The organism is Mucilaginibacter sp. cycad4 (assembly GCF_034263275.1).
GTDB lineage: Bacteria > Bacteroidota > Bacteroidia > Sphingobacteriales > Sphingobacteriaceae > Mucilaginibacter.
The window spans coordinates 2,584,485-2,599,909 of sequence record NZ_CP139559.1; the positions used below are offsets into that span (position 1 = coordinate 2,584,485).

Annotated in this window: 14 protein-coding genes; 5 read left to right on the forward strand and 9 right to left on the reverse strand. The window is 41.0% G+C overall.

Annotation, left to right across the window (positions count from 1 at the left end; genetic code table 11):
* Nucleotides 1-17: 17 nt before the first annotated feature.
* Genes SNE26_RS10385 through kaiC form a run of 4 tightly spaced genes read right to left on the reverse strand, consistent with a single transcriptional unit; the run spans nucleotide 18 to nucleotide 4,054 of the window.
* A complete protein-coding gene (locus SNE26_RS10385) occupies nucleotides 18-1,685 on the reverse strand; it encodes an ATP-binding protein (protein WP_321559292.1) in 1,668 nt (555 codons plus the stop codon).
* 2 nt (nucleotides 1,686-1,687) lie between these two features.
* A complete protein-coding gene (locus SNE26_RS10390) occupies nucleotides 1,688-2,005 on the reverse strand; it encodes a circadian clock KaiB family protein (protein ID WP_321559293.1) in 318 nt (105 codons plus the stop codon).
* 4 nt (nucleotides 2,006-2,009) lie between these two features.
* Entirely contained in the window at nucleotides 2,010-2,309 is a 300-nt protein-coding gene (locus SNE26_RS10395; RefSeq protein ID WP_321559294.1) for a circadian clock KaiB family protein, read from the reverse strand.
* Nucleotides 2,306-4,054 carry a circadian clock protein KaiC gene (gene kaiC, locus SNE26_RS10400; protein ID WP_321559295.1) on the reverse strand — a complete coding sequence of 583 codons (1,749 nt, stop codon included), beginning with the start codon at nucleotides 4,052-4,054 and terminating at the stop codon, nucleotides 2,306-2,308. Before kaiC ends, SNE26_RS10395 begins: the two co-directional genes overlap by 4 nt.
* A gap of 420 nt (nucleotides 4,055-4,474) precedes the next feature.
* Here kaiC and SNE26_RS10405 point away from each other — a divergent pair, with 420 nt between their 5' ends.
* The 4 genes from SNE26_RS10405 (at nucleotide 4,475) to SNE26_RS10420 (ending at nucleotide 8,931) form a co-directional block, all read left to right on the forward strand.
* Nucleotides 4,475-7,474, forward strand: coding sequence for a PAS domain-containing sensor histidine kinase (locus SNE26_RS10405; protein WP_321559296.1), 3,000 nt, complete (start codon nucleotides 4,475-4,477; stop codon nucleotides 7,472-7,474).
* 95 nt (nucleotides 7,475-7,569) lie between these two features.
* A complete protein-coding gene (locus SNE26_RS10410) occupies nucleotides 7,570-7,926 on the forward strand; it encodes a response regulator (protein WP_321559297.1) in 357 nt (118 codons plus the stop codon).
* 231 nt (nucleotides 7,927-8,157) lie between these two features.
* A complete protein-coding gene (locus tag SNE26_RS10415; RefSeq protein WP_321559298.1) occupies nucleotides 8,158-8,628 on the forward strand; it encodes a PA2169 family four-helix-bundle protein in 471 nt (156 codons plus the stop codon).
* Nucleotides 8,629-8,652: 24 nt separating this feature from the next.
* Nucleotides 8,653-8,931: a hypothetical protein gene (locus SNE26_RS10420; RefSeq protein ID WP_321559299.1), complete on the forward strand. Its 279-nt coding sequence runs from the start codon at nucleotides 8,653-8,655 to the stop codon at nucleotides 8,929-8,931.
* A gap of 26 nt (nucleotides 8,932-8,957) precedes the next feature.
* Here SNE26_RS10420 and SNE26_RS10425 read toward each other — a convergent pair whose 3' ends face one another.
* Complete coding sequence (locus SNE26_RS10425) at nucleotides 8,958-9,347, reverse strand: hypothetical protein (RefSeq protein ID WP_321559300.1); 390 nt, start codon at nucleotides 9,345-9,347, stop codon at nucleotides 8,958-8,960.
* Between the two features lie 182 nt (nucleotides 9,348-9,529).
* Here SNE26_RS10425 and SNE26_RS10430 point away from each other — a divergent pair, with 182 nt between their 5' ends.
* Entirely contained in the window at nucleotides 9,530-11,017 is a 1,488-nt protein-coding gene (locus SNE26_RS10430) for an ATP-binding protein (RefSeq protein WP_321559301.1), read from the forward strand.
* Here the strand turns inward: SNE26_RS10430 and SNE26_RS10435 are convergent.
* From SNE26_RS10435 to SNE26_RS10450, 4 genes are all read right to left on the reverse strand, one after another.
* Nucleotides 10,989-11,783 (reverse strand): DUF6438 domain-containing protein, encoded by a 795-nt coding sequence (locus SNE26_RS10435; protein WP_321559302.1) that lies wholly within the window; start codon nucleotides 11,781-11,783, stop codon nucleotides 10,989-10,991. The two genes, SNE26_RS10430 and SNE26_RS10435, sit on opposite strands and share 29 nt — an antisense overlap.
* Nucleotides 11,784-11,794: 11 nt before the next feature.
* Nucleotides 11,795-12,427 (reverse strand): HAD family hydrolase, encoded by a 633-nt coding sequence (locus SNE26_RS10440; protein ID WP_321559303.1) that lies wholly within the window; start codon nucleotides 12,425-12,427, stop codon nucleotides 11,795-11,797.
* Between the two features lie 273 nt (nucleotides 12,428-12,700).
* Entirely contained in the window at nucleotides 12,701-13,360 is a 660-nt protein-coding gene (locus SNE26_RS10445; RefSeq protein WP_321559304.1) for an MBL fold metallo-hydrolase, read from the reverse strand.
* 157 nt (nucleotides 13,361-13,517) lie between these two features.
* Entirely contained in the window at nucleotides 13,518-14,858 is a 1,341-nt protein-coding gene (locus SNE26_RS10450) for a PhoH family protein (RefSeq protein WP_321559305.1), read from the reverse strand.
* Nucleotides 14,859-15,425: the final 567 nt, after the last annotated feature.

A 15,425-nucleotide genomic window follows, 5' to 3' on the forward strand; every position in this document is an offset into this window, starting at 1 on the left:
CGTAAATAAACAAACGCCTATTTTCCAAGCAAAGGCAGCTCAAAATAAAAAGTAGCGCCTTCGCCAAGCTCGCTTTCAACCCCTATATCACCATTATGATTATTAATAATTTCGGCCGAGATATAAAGCCCCATACCAAGGCCGCTCGTCATAAATTTTTTATCCTCAACACGATAAAACCGTTCAAAAATATGCTCGATCTGCGCGGCCGACAGCCCGATGCCAAAATCAGTTACTGATACACGTACCTTTCCGTTTATATTTCCAGTTTCAATAATGATATTTTTATTTTCAGTTGAATATTTTACAGAGTTATTAATGAAGTTTACGAGTACCTGTTCCAGGCGCCCGGCATTTCCATCTATAAAAAAATCATTCTCTGATTTATTAATAAAATTAAATTCAGGGTAAAGATGAATGGCGCTTTCCAAAGTTGACGCTACCAGGTCACGAAGGTTTACTTCCGCCATGGCATATTCAAGCCCCCCCGCATGAATTTTGCTTACATCAAGCAAATCGTTAACCAAACGCTGAAGCTTATTTAAAGCGGTCCCAGCTTTTTCGATATATTGTTTTACCATTGAAGGCACTTCCTCTTTTTTATAAGCGGAAATAAGCTGCAAATACCCTTTTAAGCTGGTTAAAGGTGTTTTAAGTTCATGGCTGGCAACACCAATAAACTCATCTTTTAAATCCAGCTGCTTTTTCTGTTCTTCAATGTCGGTAGCGGTACCTACCCAAAAAAGAATTTCTCCGTTATCATCTCTTAAAGGCACGGCACGGTTAAGGTGCCAGCGGTAGGTATTATCCCAGCGGAGGTACCTGTTTTCCAGTTCAAAAACACTCCCGCTTTTCAAAGATGCCAGGTAAACATCCATTGTTTTTTGCAGGTCCTCGGGGTGTACTATCTGTTGCCAGCCCCAGCCTGCTGTTTCACTATACCGCCGGCCTGTATAATCAAACCAGCGCTGGTTATAAAAATCAACTTCGCCGCCGGGCAGATTTGTCCAGGTCATTTGAGGAATGTTATTAGCCAGCAGTTTAAAATGTTCCCGGCTGATAAGCAAATCATTGGTACGTGCCCTTACAGTATCTTCCAGATCATTATTCAACCTTTCGGCAATATTCTGAGCCTCTTCCAACTGATCATTTTTAATTTTGAGCTCCCATTCAGTTTCCTTTTGAGCTGTCAAATCAGTTAAGATCAAACTTAATGCTATTCCTTCATCAAGGTCAAGCGTGGTACATGATAATAAACAGGGAGTTAGCTTACCGTCCGGGCTTGATAACAAAACCTCGCCTTTACAATCGGCATTCCAGCCATCCCTGATTATCTGCTTATACTTTTCTGCCGAAACCTCAGCAACAAAATTTTTAAAATGTATGCCGATTACTTTTTCCAACGGCTCATTAACCATAGCCGCAAAACTCGAATTACTATATAATATAATGCCTTCGCTATTCAACGTAATCGCTCCTTCGTTCATTTTTTCGATAAAAACGCGGTAGGTTTGATCGGCCGTTTTCAAGGTATAAAGTTGGTGGCCTTCATTATCTTTAACTATAAAGGCGTCAACCTGGCCGTTACGAATAGCAGAAATGGTGTCAGTAGCTTCTTCTAACTGATATCGAAGCTCATTGTTTTCGGCAAGCAGTTGCTCGTATGTAAGTTTATCCGGCTCCATAATTAGCTTCCTGTATATATGCCAAGTCCTTTTAAAACTTTGCCTGTATTTGACATGTCCCCTATAAGCCTACGTTCGGCACCAGGAGATTTTTTAATGAGCAATGGCAAAGCTATGATCTGTTCATCCCGGGCAATAAACGGTTGCTGATAAACATCAACTATCTCCAGTTCGTAATTATCCTTAAGATATTGCTCACAAATAATTTTTAAGTTGGCTACGGCCCTGACAGAATTGGGCGATGCTCCAATTACAAATAAACGCAATCGAAAAAACTGACTTTCCCCGTCATCTAAAGGCAATTGGTTTTGCTCGGTCATCTAACTATTTACTTACTGGTATTATATTCAATCCAACCAAAACTTTTTCCTCGTTGCTCAAGTCGCCTATTATTTTGCGAATCGGTTCAGGTACTTTTCTTACCAGCGTGGGGATTGCAAATATTTGATCCCCTTCGGCCAGTTGAGGCTGCTGCAGCAAGTCAACTACTTCAATAACATACTGACCTTTCAAATGTTCTTCGCAATATTTTTTAAGATTTGTGAGCGCGGTAACTGATTTAGCCGTTTTACCGGCTACATATAATCTTAACTCATATTTTATAACTTCATCCAGTTCCATCATTTTTTAATTTTTGATTTACTTTTAGGCGTATCTACATTTCCGCGGCGGATGTCGGTTATCTCCTGGCGGTTTCTTTCAATAATATCCTGTTTTAACTCTTCCTCCATGTACATTTTGTTCAATTCCTCCTCCGTCGATTCAAACTCGGCCTGCAGGCTTGCAATTTTTGATTCAAGCATCATACGCCGGCGTAATATCTCTTTATCTTTACGGGATATAGCGAAGTCCCTCAGTGCCACGCCTGTTTTTTCTCGTAATTTTTGTGCTTCGCGGGCCGAACCTGTAAGCACTCCCTCGGGCCCAAGATAAACATCAACCAGGCTCAACCCCTTATCGGTTATAGTAAACTCACGTACCTGGTTTGAGTGACTCATTCCGCGCGATTTCATAATATATAAACCCCTGTTGCGTTCTCCGTTCGATTCGATATCCCTTACAAGCAGCCAGGCATCAACTAACGATGACACACCTTCATCGGTTTGTTCGCTTACTACTGTATTTAAACTGAGAGCGGTAAACATAACCGTGATTTGCTCATCCTGCAAAAAATCTATCAGCCTTATCAGCATTGATTTTACTTCACTTACCGAACCTACGGTAATGAGGTTTGTGATTGGGTCGAGGATCACCGCTGCGGGCTTAAATCTTTTAATGATCTTATAAATTGCAACGAGGTGCATTTCAAGACCATACAGCGTAGGGCGCGAGGCATGAAATTCAAGCAGGCCATTGTCAATATGTTTTTGCAGGTCGAGATTGATTGATTTCATATTGCGAAGGATCTGCTTAGGCGATTCCTCGAACGCAAAATAAAGGCACTTCTTTTTGTTGCCGCAAACCTCATTGGCAAAGCTGGCCGCAATACTTGTTTTACCGGTACCTGCTGTGCCCGAAACCAGGATACTGCTGCCCTGAAAAAAGCCTTTGCCACCAAACATGCTATCAAGAGAAGGTATGCCCGATGAAATCCGTTTTGATGATACTTCTTTTTCGAGCCTTAAAGATGTTACCGGAAGTACCGAAATACCATCTTCATCAATTAAAAACGGATATTCATTGGTGCCATGCTGTGAGCCGCGATATTTTACCACGCGCAAACGACGGGTTGAGATCTGATTTATAACCCTGTGGTCAAGCAGGATCACACAATCTGAAACATATTCTTCAAGCCCCTGCCGGGTTAATGACGAGCCGTCACCTTTTTCGCCGGTTATAATGGCAGTTACACCTTTTTCCTTTAAAAAATTAAAAAGCCTTCTAAGCTCGGCCCTTAATATAGTTTGATTTGATAAACCCGAAAAAAGATTTTCCAGGGTATCCAGCACCACTCTTTTTGCGCCAATGCTGTCAATAGCAAAGCCTAAGCGGATAAATAAACCTTCCAGGTCATATTCGCCTGTTTCCTCAATCTCGCTTCGGTCTATATGCACATGATCGAGCCTTAATTTTTTATCATCCTGGAGTTTATATAAATCAAAGCCAAGCGATGCTACGTTCGCAGCCAGCTCATCTGCCTTTTCTTCAAAAGCCATAAATACACCGGGTTCATTAAACTCGGTAGCTCCCCTCACTATAAACTCAAGCGACATAAGTGTTTTACCACAACCGGCTTCACCACATATTAGCGTAGGCCTTCCATCAGGTAAACCGCCACCTGTTATTTCATCTAAACCGGCAATACCGGTAGGAGTTTTGTGCAATTGCTCAAACGTTATCAGTTGCTGTTTTTTATGCAATTTGGTCATAATAAATTCAATCTGTTTTAAACTACCCGCATATCACAACCATCAAGTATACAGGATTTTGTTTTATTGGTATGGTAATAGTAATACTTATAAAATTGTTTTGGGATAATTGATTTTGTGACGTAAAAAAATCGAAAAAACATTGCGGACTTACCCTGTTAATAATAAAAAATAAATACCTACCGATTATACAAATCATTAAAAGCCCGCACAAGCAGATTCTCTAAAATCAGATTTAAACATTTATACAAGTGTACTGTTTGAAAAAATAAGATATATGCTTCTGTAACCTGTTTTTACCAATAATTGCAGCTTTACATTCATATAGCGGACATGATCATTAATGGAAATATTATGACGTATGAACCGGGGCTTTGATCTTAATTATTATGAACTATATTTATACATATTATTTATATAATGAATAACAACGCCAACCTTCATCAACAATTAAACGAAGATATTTTCCGCGTTTTGATCAGGGAATCTCCAACCGCGGTAGCATTGTACATGGGCGAAACAATGGAGATCAGGATAGCCAATAAAGCCATCATTGATATATGGGGTAAGGGAGATGATGTTATTGGCCGAACCTACTTTAACCTGCTCCCTGAGCTCGGGGAACAGGGCTTTCATGCAATATTATCAAATGTATACCGTAGCGGCGCAGCTTATGAGGGAAAAGAGCAAAGGGTTGACCTTATGGTTGACAATAAGCTTGAAGAGTTTTACTTCAACTTTATTTTTAAACCATTACAGAACGACCATGGTGAAGTTTGGGGCGTGTTGAATACAGCGACAGATGTTACCGAGCTGGTAACAACCCGTAAAAAGCTTGTCGAAAGTGAGCAGCGTGCTCAATTTGCCCTGCAGGCAGCCGAACTGGGTACCTGGGATTTAAACCCCAAATTACAAACCGCCACATGGGACGACCGCTGCAAAGAGCTTTGCGGCTTTCGAAAAGACGATGAAATAAAATATGGTGATCTGTTGAAGTTTGTGCACTCGGAAGATGAGCAACGATCGCGAACAGCGGTAGTTCAGGCTTATGATCCTGTGGGCGATGGTAATTATGATATGATTGTTCGCACTGTTGATGACACCGGACACTTGAAGTATTGGATCCATCTGAAAGGTAAGGCTTACTTTAATGATAATCATGAGCCTATCCGCTTTGCCGGTACCGTACAGGATATAACCCGCGAAATATTAGATAAACAGGAACAACAAAAACTGATTGCGCTGATTGATAAAACAGCCGATGTGGTTGCAGTAGGCAGCATGGATGGCTCTGTAACCTACATCAATAAAACAGCATATACCATATTGGGCATCGGGAGCACTAAGGAGGCTTTAAAACCCGGCGTCGAATATTTTGCGGATCATGAAGCAGACAAAGTAAATAATGAGATAAACCCCGCTGTACAGCAGTACGGAAAGTGGGAAGGTGAAATGCACTACCGGCATTTTAAAACAGGAGAGAATATCCCGGTATATGTTAACTGTTTCAGAATTGATGACCCGTTAAATGGCTTGCCTATTGGTATGGCATCCGTGGCCCGCGACCTGCGCCCCGAAAAAGCGGCAAGAAATGAACAGTATAAATTATTATCGCTCATTAACCATAGTTCAGATTTTGTAAGTCTTTCCAACCTGGATGGCAATGTAACCTATGTAAATACCGCCGGCCGAAAAATGTTGGGTATCAAAGGTGCCAATGAGCACAGGAGGCACAACAGCGAATATTTAATGCCCAATGAGCTTAGTAAGCTAAAAGACAAAGTAAATCCAATTTTAATGAAGCATGGTAAATGGAGCGGTGAAATACTTTACCGCCATTTCCAAACCGGCGAGGCGATACCTGTGTTTGGCACCACTATGCTGGTTTATGATGCCGTAACCGGCTTGCCGCAGGGCCGGGCTTCAATTGCCAGGGATATGAGAAGGGAAATTGCCGATAAAAAAGCCCTTACGGATAGTGAACAATTGCTTAAAAGCATCACGAATGCATCGCCAACCGTGCTTTGGATGTCAGATGCTGATGGCAATATTACCTACGTAAATCAAACCTGGGTTGATTGGACAGGCATTAAATATGAGGATAATATGGGCAGCGGGTGGACTAATGCTCTTTTAGAAGAAGACAGGGCCCGGGCCGCGGAAAAGTTTTTAACCGATTTAAATGCCCGCCGGTTTTATGAAGTTGATTTTAGGATTACACGCCGGGATGGTGAAATAAGATGGTGCATAGCAACCGGCAATCCGCAATATAATGAACACGGGGAATTTACCGGGTACATAGGTGCCTGTACCGATGTGACCGATAAAACACTTGCCGAAAGTGAAGTAAAATTACGCAACAGGGAACTGAATGACCAGATCAGGCAATTTGAGTTTGTTACGGATTTTATGCCGGTACAACTTTGGACAGCCCGCACCGATGGCCAGCTCGATTACGTTAACCAACGTGCTGTAGATTATTTTGGTACCCAGGCCAATGAAATAGCCGCATCCTGGCTCAATGGTATTCATCCCGATGATAGGGATGCTTGTGTTGAGGCATGGAACAATGCAGTGAACACCGGCAATGTTTATCAATGCGAATTTAGATTAAAAGATAAAGGCCAAAATTACAAATGGCACCTGTCACGGGCTTTACCCTTTATCATTGATGGTAAAATAATTAAATGGTTTGGCACTAATACAGATATTGATGAGCAGAAACAACTTCAGCGTCAAAAAGACGATTTTTTAGGTATCGCAAGTCATGAATTGAAGACCCCGGTTACCAGTATAAAGGCATATGCCCAGGTATTAGGCGCTATGCTTACCAAAGAAGGCGAACAAAAAAAGGCCGAAATGGTGCTCAGGATGGATGCCCAGATTAATCGCCTTACTAATCTCATAGGTGATTTGCTTGACGTTACCAAGATTAACTCCGGCAGGCTCCAGTTCAATAAAACATGGTTTGATTTTAATGAAGTGCTGCAGGAAACTGTGGAAGATCTGCAGCACACCACTCAAAAACATAAACTCATCCAAAACTTTACCCCAACAGGCCGGATCTATTCAGACAAAGACCGTGTAGGCCAGGTTATTACTAACCTTATTACAAATGCCATCAAATATTCGCCGCATACCGATACCATCATCATCAATACCCGCCGCGAAAACAACGAAGCCATTGTTTGTGTACAGGATTTTGGTATCGGCATACCCGAAGACAAGAAGGACCGGGTATTTGAGCAATTTTACCGGGTAAGCGGGAATAAGCAGCATACTTTCCCCGGTTTGGGGTTAGGATTATACATCTCTTCAGAAATTATTAAGCGCGAAGGCGGCAGAATGTGGGTAAACAGCGTTGAAGGCAAAGGGTCTACTTTTTGCTTTGCATTACCTGTAGATGATACTAACAATTAATTTTTTGTTGGATCGCCAGGTAAGTTTATCATACTAATTTCAGAGGGTTTAACCAAGCCCTTACGCCGACAATGGATACAAATAATAAAAAAATCATGATTGCGGACGATGACCCCGGCATTGTTGACGCGGTAGAAATGCTGCTTGAATTTGAGGGGTATAAGGTAACAGCAACCAGGGATGGCGCTGCCGTTCTGGGAATGGCGGAAGAACTACCCGACCTGTTGCTGCTGGATATATGGATGAGCGGCGAAGACGGCCGCGATATCTGCAAAAGATTTAAAGAAGGCGAATTAACCAAAAACATACCTGTTATCATAATATCGGCCAGTCGTGATGTACGCGAATCGGCCATCATAGCCGGAGCCGACGATTTCCTGGCCAAGCCATTTGAAATGGATGAGCTGCTGAAAAAGGTGGCACATTTTACCCAAAAACAGGGTATTGGATAACTACAAGATCTACTGACCAGCTAAATAAGTACCTATCCCTCTTCGGGTTGAACCCTGATGGCAGCCGTTTTATCCGGCCGCGGGTTCTTCCCGTTGGTTTAACATGTTTTATTAAAATTGATGAATTATTGTCACCTAAATATTTCTTAATACCCCGAAGTTCATCTAACTAAAATACAAAAACATTAACCCATATGAAATGTTATTTATTAAAACAAAACAATAACAGCCATGGGAGTTTTACAGCATGTACAGCATCAGATTTCAGCATTGAATGATCTGATCAAAATAAATAACGACAGGATAGCCGGTTATCAGAAAGTTAATGAAGCAACCGAAGAAACGGGTCTGAATTTACTTTTTAATGAATATATTGATCAAAGCAAAAGCTACGTTAATGAAATACGCGAATACATTCACGTATTAGGCGGCGACCCTGCAGATGGCACTACACTTTCAGGCAAATTTTACCATGCCTGGATGGATGTAAAATCGGTTTTTGTTAATAAAGACAGGCACGGGATACTGGCCGATTGTGAGTACGGCGAAGACATAGCTAAGAAAGCTTATCGGGCCGCACTTGATGATAAGGAGCTGATATGGGAAGATGAGCAGGTTGTAACCCTGCTTAATAACCATTTGGAAGGTTTAAAAAAAGCACATGATACTATTAAATCGTTAAGAGATACGGTTAGTGCATGAACATAATTTTGTTATATTGAGCAAATGAGCAATTCAAATCAATCATTTTTTTCGGCATGCCGCATGCCTGATCAATACGCTAAGGCTACCTGCACACAGGATAAGGTAATTTATACGCTTTCGCAGTTAAAGCAGGCAACAGCAGCTGATATAGCATGGAAGTTAAGAGAGTATGAGCCTGCAGTAAATAGCTTTACACACGAAAAAAACACAATTGAAGTGCTTGATTATTTGTTTGCCCGCGGCATGGTAAAGATAACCAAACAAAATGGCGAGTTAAACTACAACCTGGTTAATGCTTAACCGGGTTGTAGTTTAATATTTTTTATTTACATACCAGGTGCAAGCGGTTTTGCCGAAACTATGCTATCAACCATAAAAACGCTTACTCCCCGCCATGGCAGCGTATGCAGGTATTCTTTATAGTGAAGTTCTAAAAATGAACCGGCATTACTGCTTAGTTGCTTAGCTACCTTTTCATCGGTTACCGAAAACATAAATTCATTTGAGCCAATTGTGCCCCCTGTTACCTGCGTGCGGATGCCGCTTTGAATTAACCGGCCTTCATAGGTTTTAAAAACATACCCTTTTTTTACAAAATAGTTCATGGTGCCGGCCTTGGTTCCCTCGCCAAAAACAAAATAGTAGCGATAATAAAAAAAGCCTGCCACAATTAACAGCAATATAAAGGCGATTATAAATTTTGTTTTTGCTTTCATCAGAGATAGTTATTTGTTAACTAATCTACAAAAACTTAAGAGCTAAGCAAATATTTTGTGGCTCACAAAGAGAATCATAATAAGAGCCCTTTTTTCGCCTCCATTAGGAATATCAAAACCTTCAATAAATGAAATGGTATTTTAACTAAATTTACTTACCAGCTAACATCACAATACAGGTCATGATACGGGAACAACAGCATACACTACCCGATGAAATTTTCAAGGTCATTTTTGAAAATTCGCCTGGCTCTTTATTGGTTAAAGCTGATGCTCCCTGGTTCACCATCATGGCGGCGAGTGACGGCTATCTCAAAATCACCTCATCCGTTCGTGAAAATATTTTAGGCAGAAGCTTCTTCGAGGTTTTTCCGGATGGTAACAGCAATCCGGATGACGTTGCCAGCGCCCGTCATGTATTTACTAAAGTTGCCGAGACGGGCCTTAAGGTTGATATTCCCTACTATAAGTATAATGTTTACAACGCCAATACCCAAACTTACGACGTTCGTTTTTGGTCATGCAGTAATATTCCATTTTCCTGCGGAAATAAGGTAGCCTATATTTTGAACGTTGTGGTTGATATAACAGCCGAAGTGAACGCCAGGCAGGCTGCTATGGAAAGTGAGAACCGCCTGCGCCTTGCTGCTGAAGCTACTGGTTTTGCCACTTTTGACTGGGACCTGAACGATGAGAAACGCTACTGTTCCCCCCAACTTGCTGAGCTGCTCGGATACCCGGCCGATACTGCTTTAACCTCTACCGACGTATTTAACATGATACATCCTGACGATAAAGCAACTGTGGTAAACGCCTTTAACGAAGCTTTTAAAACCGGGATTTACTGTTATGATGTGCGGATCATCTGGCCCGACAGCTCTTTACACTGGATAAGCATCAGGGGAAAGCAAATACCAGGCGAAGGGAAAAACTGCGCGCGTATTTTAGGAACAGTACTTGATATTACAGAAAGTAAAAGTGATGAGATCAGGAAAAACGACTTTATAGCGATGGCCAGCCATGAACTTAAAACACCGCTTACATCAATCAAATCTTATATTCAAATACTGGCGAAAAAACTTGTTAACACCGATGATAGTTTTGTAATAAATGCGCTGAGTAAAGCCAATTTGCAAATTAATAAAATGACCGACCTGATCCATGGCTTTCTTGATCTTTCGAGGCTGGAATCGGGCAAGCTGCCAGTTAAACCGGAGCAATTTGATATCAATGAGTTAATTAGCGATACGGTAACGGAATTTACCCAGGCGTTAAACAGCCACATCATAAATTTTGACTCGCATGGCGTATTAAATGTGTATGCCGATAGAGATAAGATTGGACAGGTTATAAGCAATTTTTTAAGTAATGCTACAAAGTATTCTCCGCGAGGAAGTACGATTACGATAATGAGCAAAACAACTGATTGCGACATTAGCGTTTCGGTAACTGATTTAGGAGTGGGTATTAAACTTAAAGACCAGAAGAAGCTGTTTCAGCGTTTTTACCGGGTAGATAGTGATAAAACAATGACTGTGTCGGGATTTGGCATCGGTCTTTACCTCTCCAGCGAGATCATCCAGCGCCACAACGGCAAAATAGGTGTTGAGAGTACCGAAGGCGAAGGCTCAACATTTTATTTTAGTTTGCCTGTTTCTCCCCCTCTTTAATTTTTGTGAGATTTACTTTTCTGAATGACTCCACTAAAAAGTTCACCAAACCGGTTAGATTGAAAGGCGGGTCATTAGTGGTTAGCGTAAGTTTGTCTTTATTATTTTCAAAATCAATATCCAGGTAATAATTGGGGGCATCAGTAACCTGGCTGCCCTGCTTCCAATCGTACATCTTTTTTAATTCGCTATGTTTCAGCCAATAGTTCAGGCTGTCAAGTTGGTGGTTGGTGAGCTTTCCGGCATAATCCCCTTTATAGGGATCTGCAAATTCGCCGCCTTTTAATCGATAAGTGCCATCTGCCCAAATATTGATCAGTAATTGAGGGCAATTGCCATAACAGGTTGAGGACAGGAAACGGAGTTTTGAAAATTTAATCCCACTATCGAAACTGGCTTTATAATTTTTAAACTGTAAGGGAGGGCGACCGGCTAATTTTATGGCATTATCATTAACAGCTTTGATAGTTAGTTTTTTGCCATCGAAATAATTGATGATAAAGTTAGAAACATCAATATGCTGTTGTTTAAAATTATCTGCACTGGTAGTATAGGTATCAATTATTTTAAGTGTGTCATGCTCTATTTTGTATTTGTTTTCGTGTTTCTTATACCCATCCAAATTAAAATAAACCTTGCCGCTATTAAAATAAAGGTAACCAAGATCTTCGGTCATCCACTGTTCTGATTCAACCGTAGCATGCTGGCCTAATGCCGGGCCACACAGGGTAGTTAGAAATAAAATAAGCAGTGATACGCTTTTCATGTAAACTAAACTTACAAACTCAAATAATATTGGGTAAGTGATTCAAAATCGTCAAACTTATTATCATAATCATCGGTATTACCAAAGCCATAGCTAACAAATACAAACGGTATACCGGCAAGGCGTGTTTGTTCAGCATCACCATTAGTATCACCTATGTAAACGGGGCTCTGCAAATTGTGTTTATTCATGAGCACATGCATATTGTGATTTTTAGGCATCTGGTTGGTGCCATAAGCTATGCTATCCGTAATAACCTCATTAATGCCCGCCCATGTTAAAAACAGTGGAATAATACCCACTGCACAATTGCTTAATACAAATAACTTGTATTTACCTGCCAATTGTTCCAGGCCTTCAGTAACTCCTTTGTACATAATACCACCGCTGGTGGGTAATATTTCGCGCCTTACCTGATTTACCGCATTATAGATCTCCATCCCCTTTTCCTCATCAAATTCGGGCAGCATTACCCGGGTAAGCTTTTTACCGTCCATACCTATCACGTGCAGCAGCTCATCGCGTTTAATAGTTCTTTGAATATCAAGTTTTTGGAATATCAGGTTCCATGATTCGGCATAGGTGTCAACGGCATCCCAAAGGGTTCCGTCCATATCAAAAATGAGGCTGTCGGGTTTCTGCATTAGCTAAAAGTATGTTTTTCGCTAAGATGAAAAATTAACGGCAATTAATGTTCATGTTTTCTTCATTATTAATCCTCACCTTAGCATTGTGATAAGGTTAACGCGGGTCGGCTTAGCAGGAGGCTGAGCCCGCAAAGAACCCCCGCCTCTCGGCGGGGGTTTCTTTTTATACAGGCGGTTTTAAAAGTTGTAAGCCTTAAGTTTAAAGTTTAGAGCCGTTACAATAGTGGTTTCTAATCGTCCAGGTTTAGACTTGGGGCTCAAGGCTTCTGACTAAATACTAACCCCATCTCCTACTTTATAAATTTCATGAAACTTGATTCCTTGCTTGTCAAAATGTTTTTTGTAAGCGGCATAACGCTGGAGTATAAAGAAATCTTTTGCGTAGCCGTCATGTACCGGAAAGATCTGTTTAGGGTGCAATTCATCGGCAAAGGCCGAAATTGTTGGTTCATTGGCAAATGGCGCCATTGTGACCATAATTAGCAATTCAATTCCCTTAAAATTCAATAGCTTATCCTCCATCGAATCAACCGGATGCAGTACTTTATTATTGATCAGGAAACCCGTCATTTGCGGCAGTGGGTTATCCATGATAAGCTCGTGCCTTACCGGGAATGCCTGGAGTTTAAATGGCCCTGCGCGATGGGTACCTTCTTCAAGAAGTGTATATTTTAAATTGATCTTATCCAATTCCTTACCTACCTGCGAGTTAGTTATAAGCACCGCTCCGCTTAACTCAACTATACTTTTTAAAATGTCGATATCGAAATGATCGGGGTGGATATGTGTAATCACAATACTTTTTACATCGCCGAACATTTGCGGTGTAACTAAGCCCTCGGCAAAAGAAAACTTTCCCGGATCAAACAGTAATTGATAGCCATCCAGTTCAAAAAGCAGGCACGAATGCAGGTATTTTGATATTTTCATAAGCAGATAGGAGTTTATTTCCTAAAGATACACAGGAAAGGCTTATGAAGTTTGAAAAAATTAATCCCGATTGAAAAGCGGGTATTACGCTCGGTGTTTGCATGCCGGGAATTAAAAGGTGAAATTATAAAAGCGTAAAATTTAGTAAATCTGGTCCCTACAACAGCTCGGTAGCCAAATTGGCCAGCTCGCTCCTCTCCCCTTTTTGCAGGGTGATATGTGCGTAAAGCGGATGCCCTTTGGCTTTATCTATTAAATACGACAGTCCGTTACTTTCTGCGTCGAGATACGGGGTATCTATCTGGTAAATATCGCCTGTAAATACAAATTTACTGTTTTCACCTGCCCTGGATATGATAGTTTTCACTTCGTGCGGGGTTAGGTTTTGTGCTTCATCAACAATAAAGAAGATCTTGCTAAGCGTACGCCCGCGAATAAAAGCCAGTGGCGCTATCGAGATTTTATCGTTATTAACCAGTTCATCAATTTTGGCCTGCATTTTTTCGTCATCACCAAACTGATCTTTTATAAATTTCAGGTTATCCCATATCGGGGCCATATATGGGTCAATCTTTGATTTGATATCGCCGGGTAAAAAGCCGATATCCTTATTACTTAAAGGAACTATAGGACGGGTGACAAAAATCTGGCGATAATATTTACGCTGTTCAAGCGCACTTGCCAATGCCAGCAGCGTTTTACCGGTGCCTGCATTACCCTGTATGGTTACCAGCTTAATATCAGGATGCAATAAAGCATGAATAGCAAATGACTGCTCCATATTGCGCGGAAAAATGTTAAGCACTGGCTGTTCTATAACTTTTTCAAGCTGCTTACTATGCGAATTATAAAAACCTACCGTATCACTCTTTTTACCCTTTAATACATAAAAGTGGTTGTTGGTGTACGAGGTGATCTTTAAATTTTCGGCCGGTACATTTTCGTTTTTATTCAGGGTTATAATGAGCTTTTCTGTTACCTTATCCACATCCGTTTTACCGGTATAAAGCTCCTCCAGGTTTTTGATCTTGCCTGTTTCATAATCTTCGGCATGCAGGTTAAGGGCTTTGGCTTTGAGGCGGAGGCATATATCTTTTGATACCAGCACTACCTTTTTGCCGGGGTTTTCTTCCTGTAAACCGAGGGCTGCATTCAGGATGCGGTGATCTGTTTTATCCGAACCAAAAATCTGCTCGGCATCCTGTCCGGTAATTTTAGTATCCATGGCAACTTTAAAGCTGCCTTTAGTTTTGCCGTTAAGCGGGATCCATTCATTGATCAGTCCGTTGTGTGATAGCTCGTCCATAAGCCGGATAAAGCTTCGGGCCTCAAAGTTGCGGGTATCGTTGCCGTTCTTTTTATTATCGAGTTCCTCCAATACCTGGATGGGTATGGCAACATCGTGCTCCTGAAAGTTTTGAAATGCGTTGTGATCATACAGGATCACAGAAGTATCTAAAACAAATATTTTCTTCTGGTTACGCTGGCCGTCCTTCATATCCGCCTAAAATAACGATTTTAAGGTTTGAAGAAAAATTTCTCCTCAAACAAAAAAACCTGTAAAAGCGAAAACGGGAGTCATCTCTTGCGATTTGAACTCCCGTTTCCAAACTGTTGCTTAACCGTAGTTGCCCAACAGCATCAAGTTTTGTGTATCTATAACCGACATGATTTTCGTCAGTTGCTCTCACGAGCGGTCGACTATTTTCAATGTCACCGGTTTCTGTTGTTTCCCTCCGTAGAGTTCTTCTTCTTAATTCCGGTACCTCTTTTAATCACTTTCTTTTTTCTAAAGACTCTCGCCTTCTTCATTTTTTCTTGTGACTCAGGGACTTCCCTTGATCTTTAGTTCCCCCCGAAGGTTCACCCGATTCAATTTCTGTTTTCCTGAAAGGCTGTCAAAGTACGTCGTTCTTGATGATTTCAATATCGGGACATTACCGTGATTTGGCAAATATTTTTGATTGTTTTTATTAACAGGTTATCAACAATAAATCAACACTTATCAACATCAACTTCCATTCTATCTTAAGTATAAATTAAGGTAATTTATTGAAATACAGTT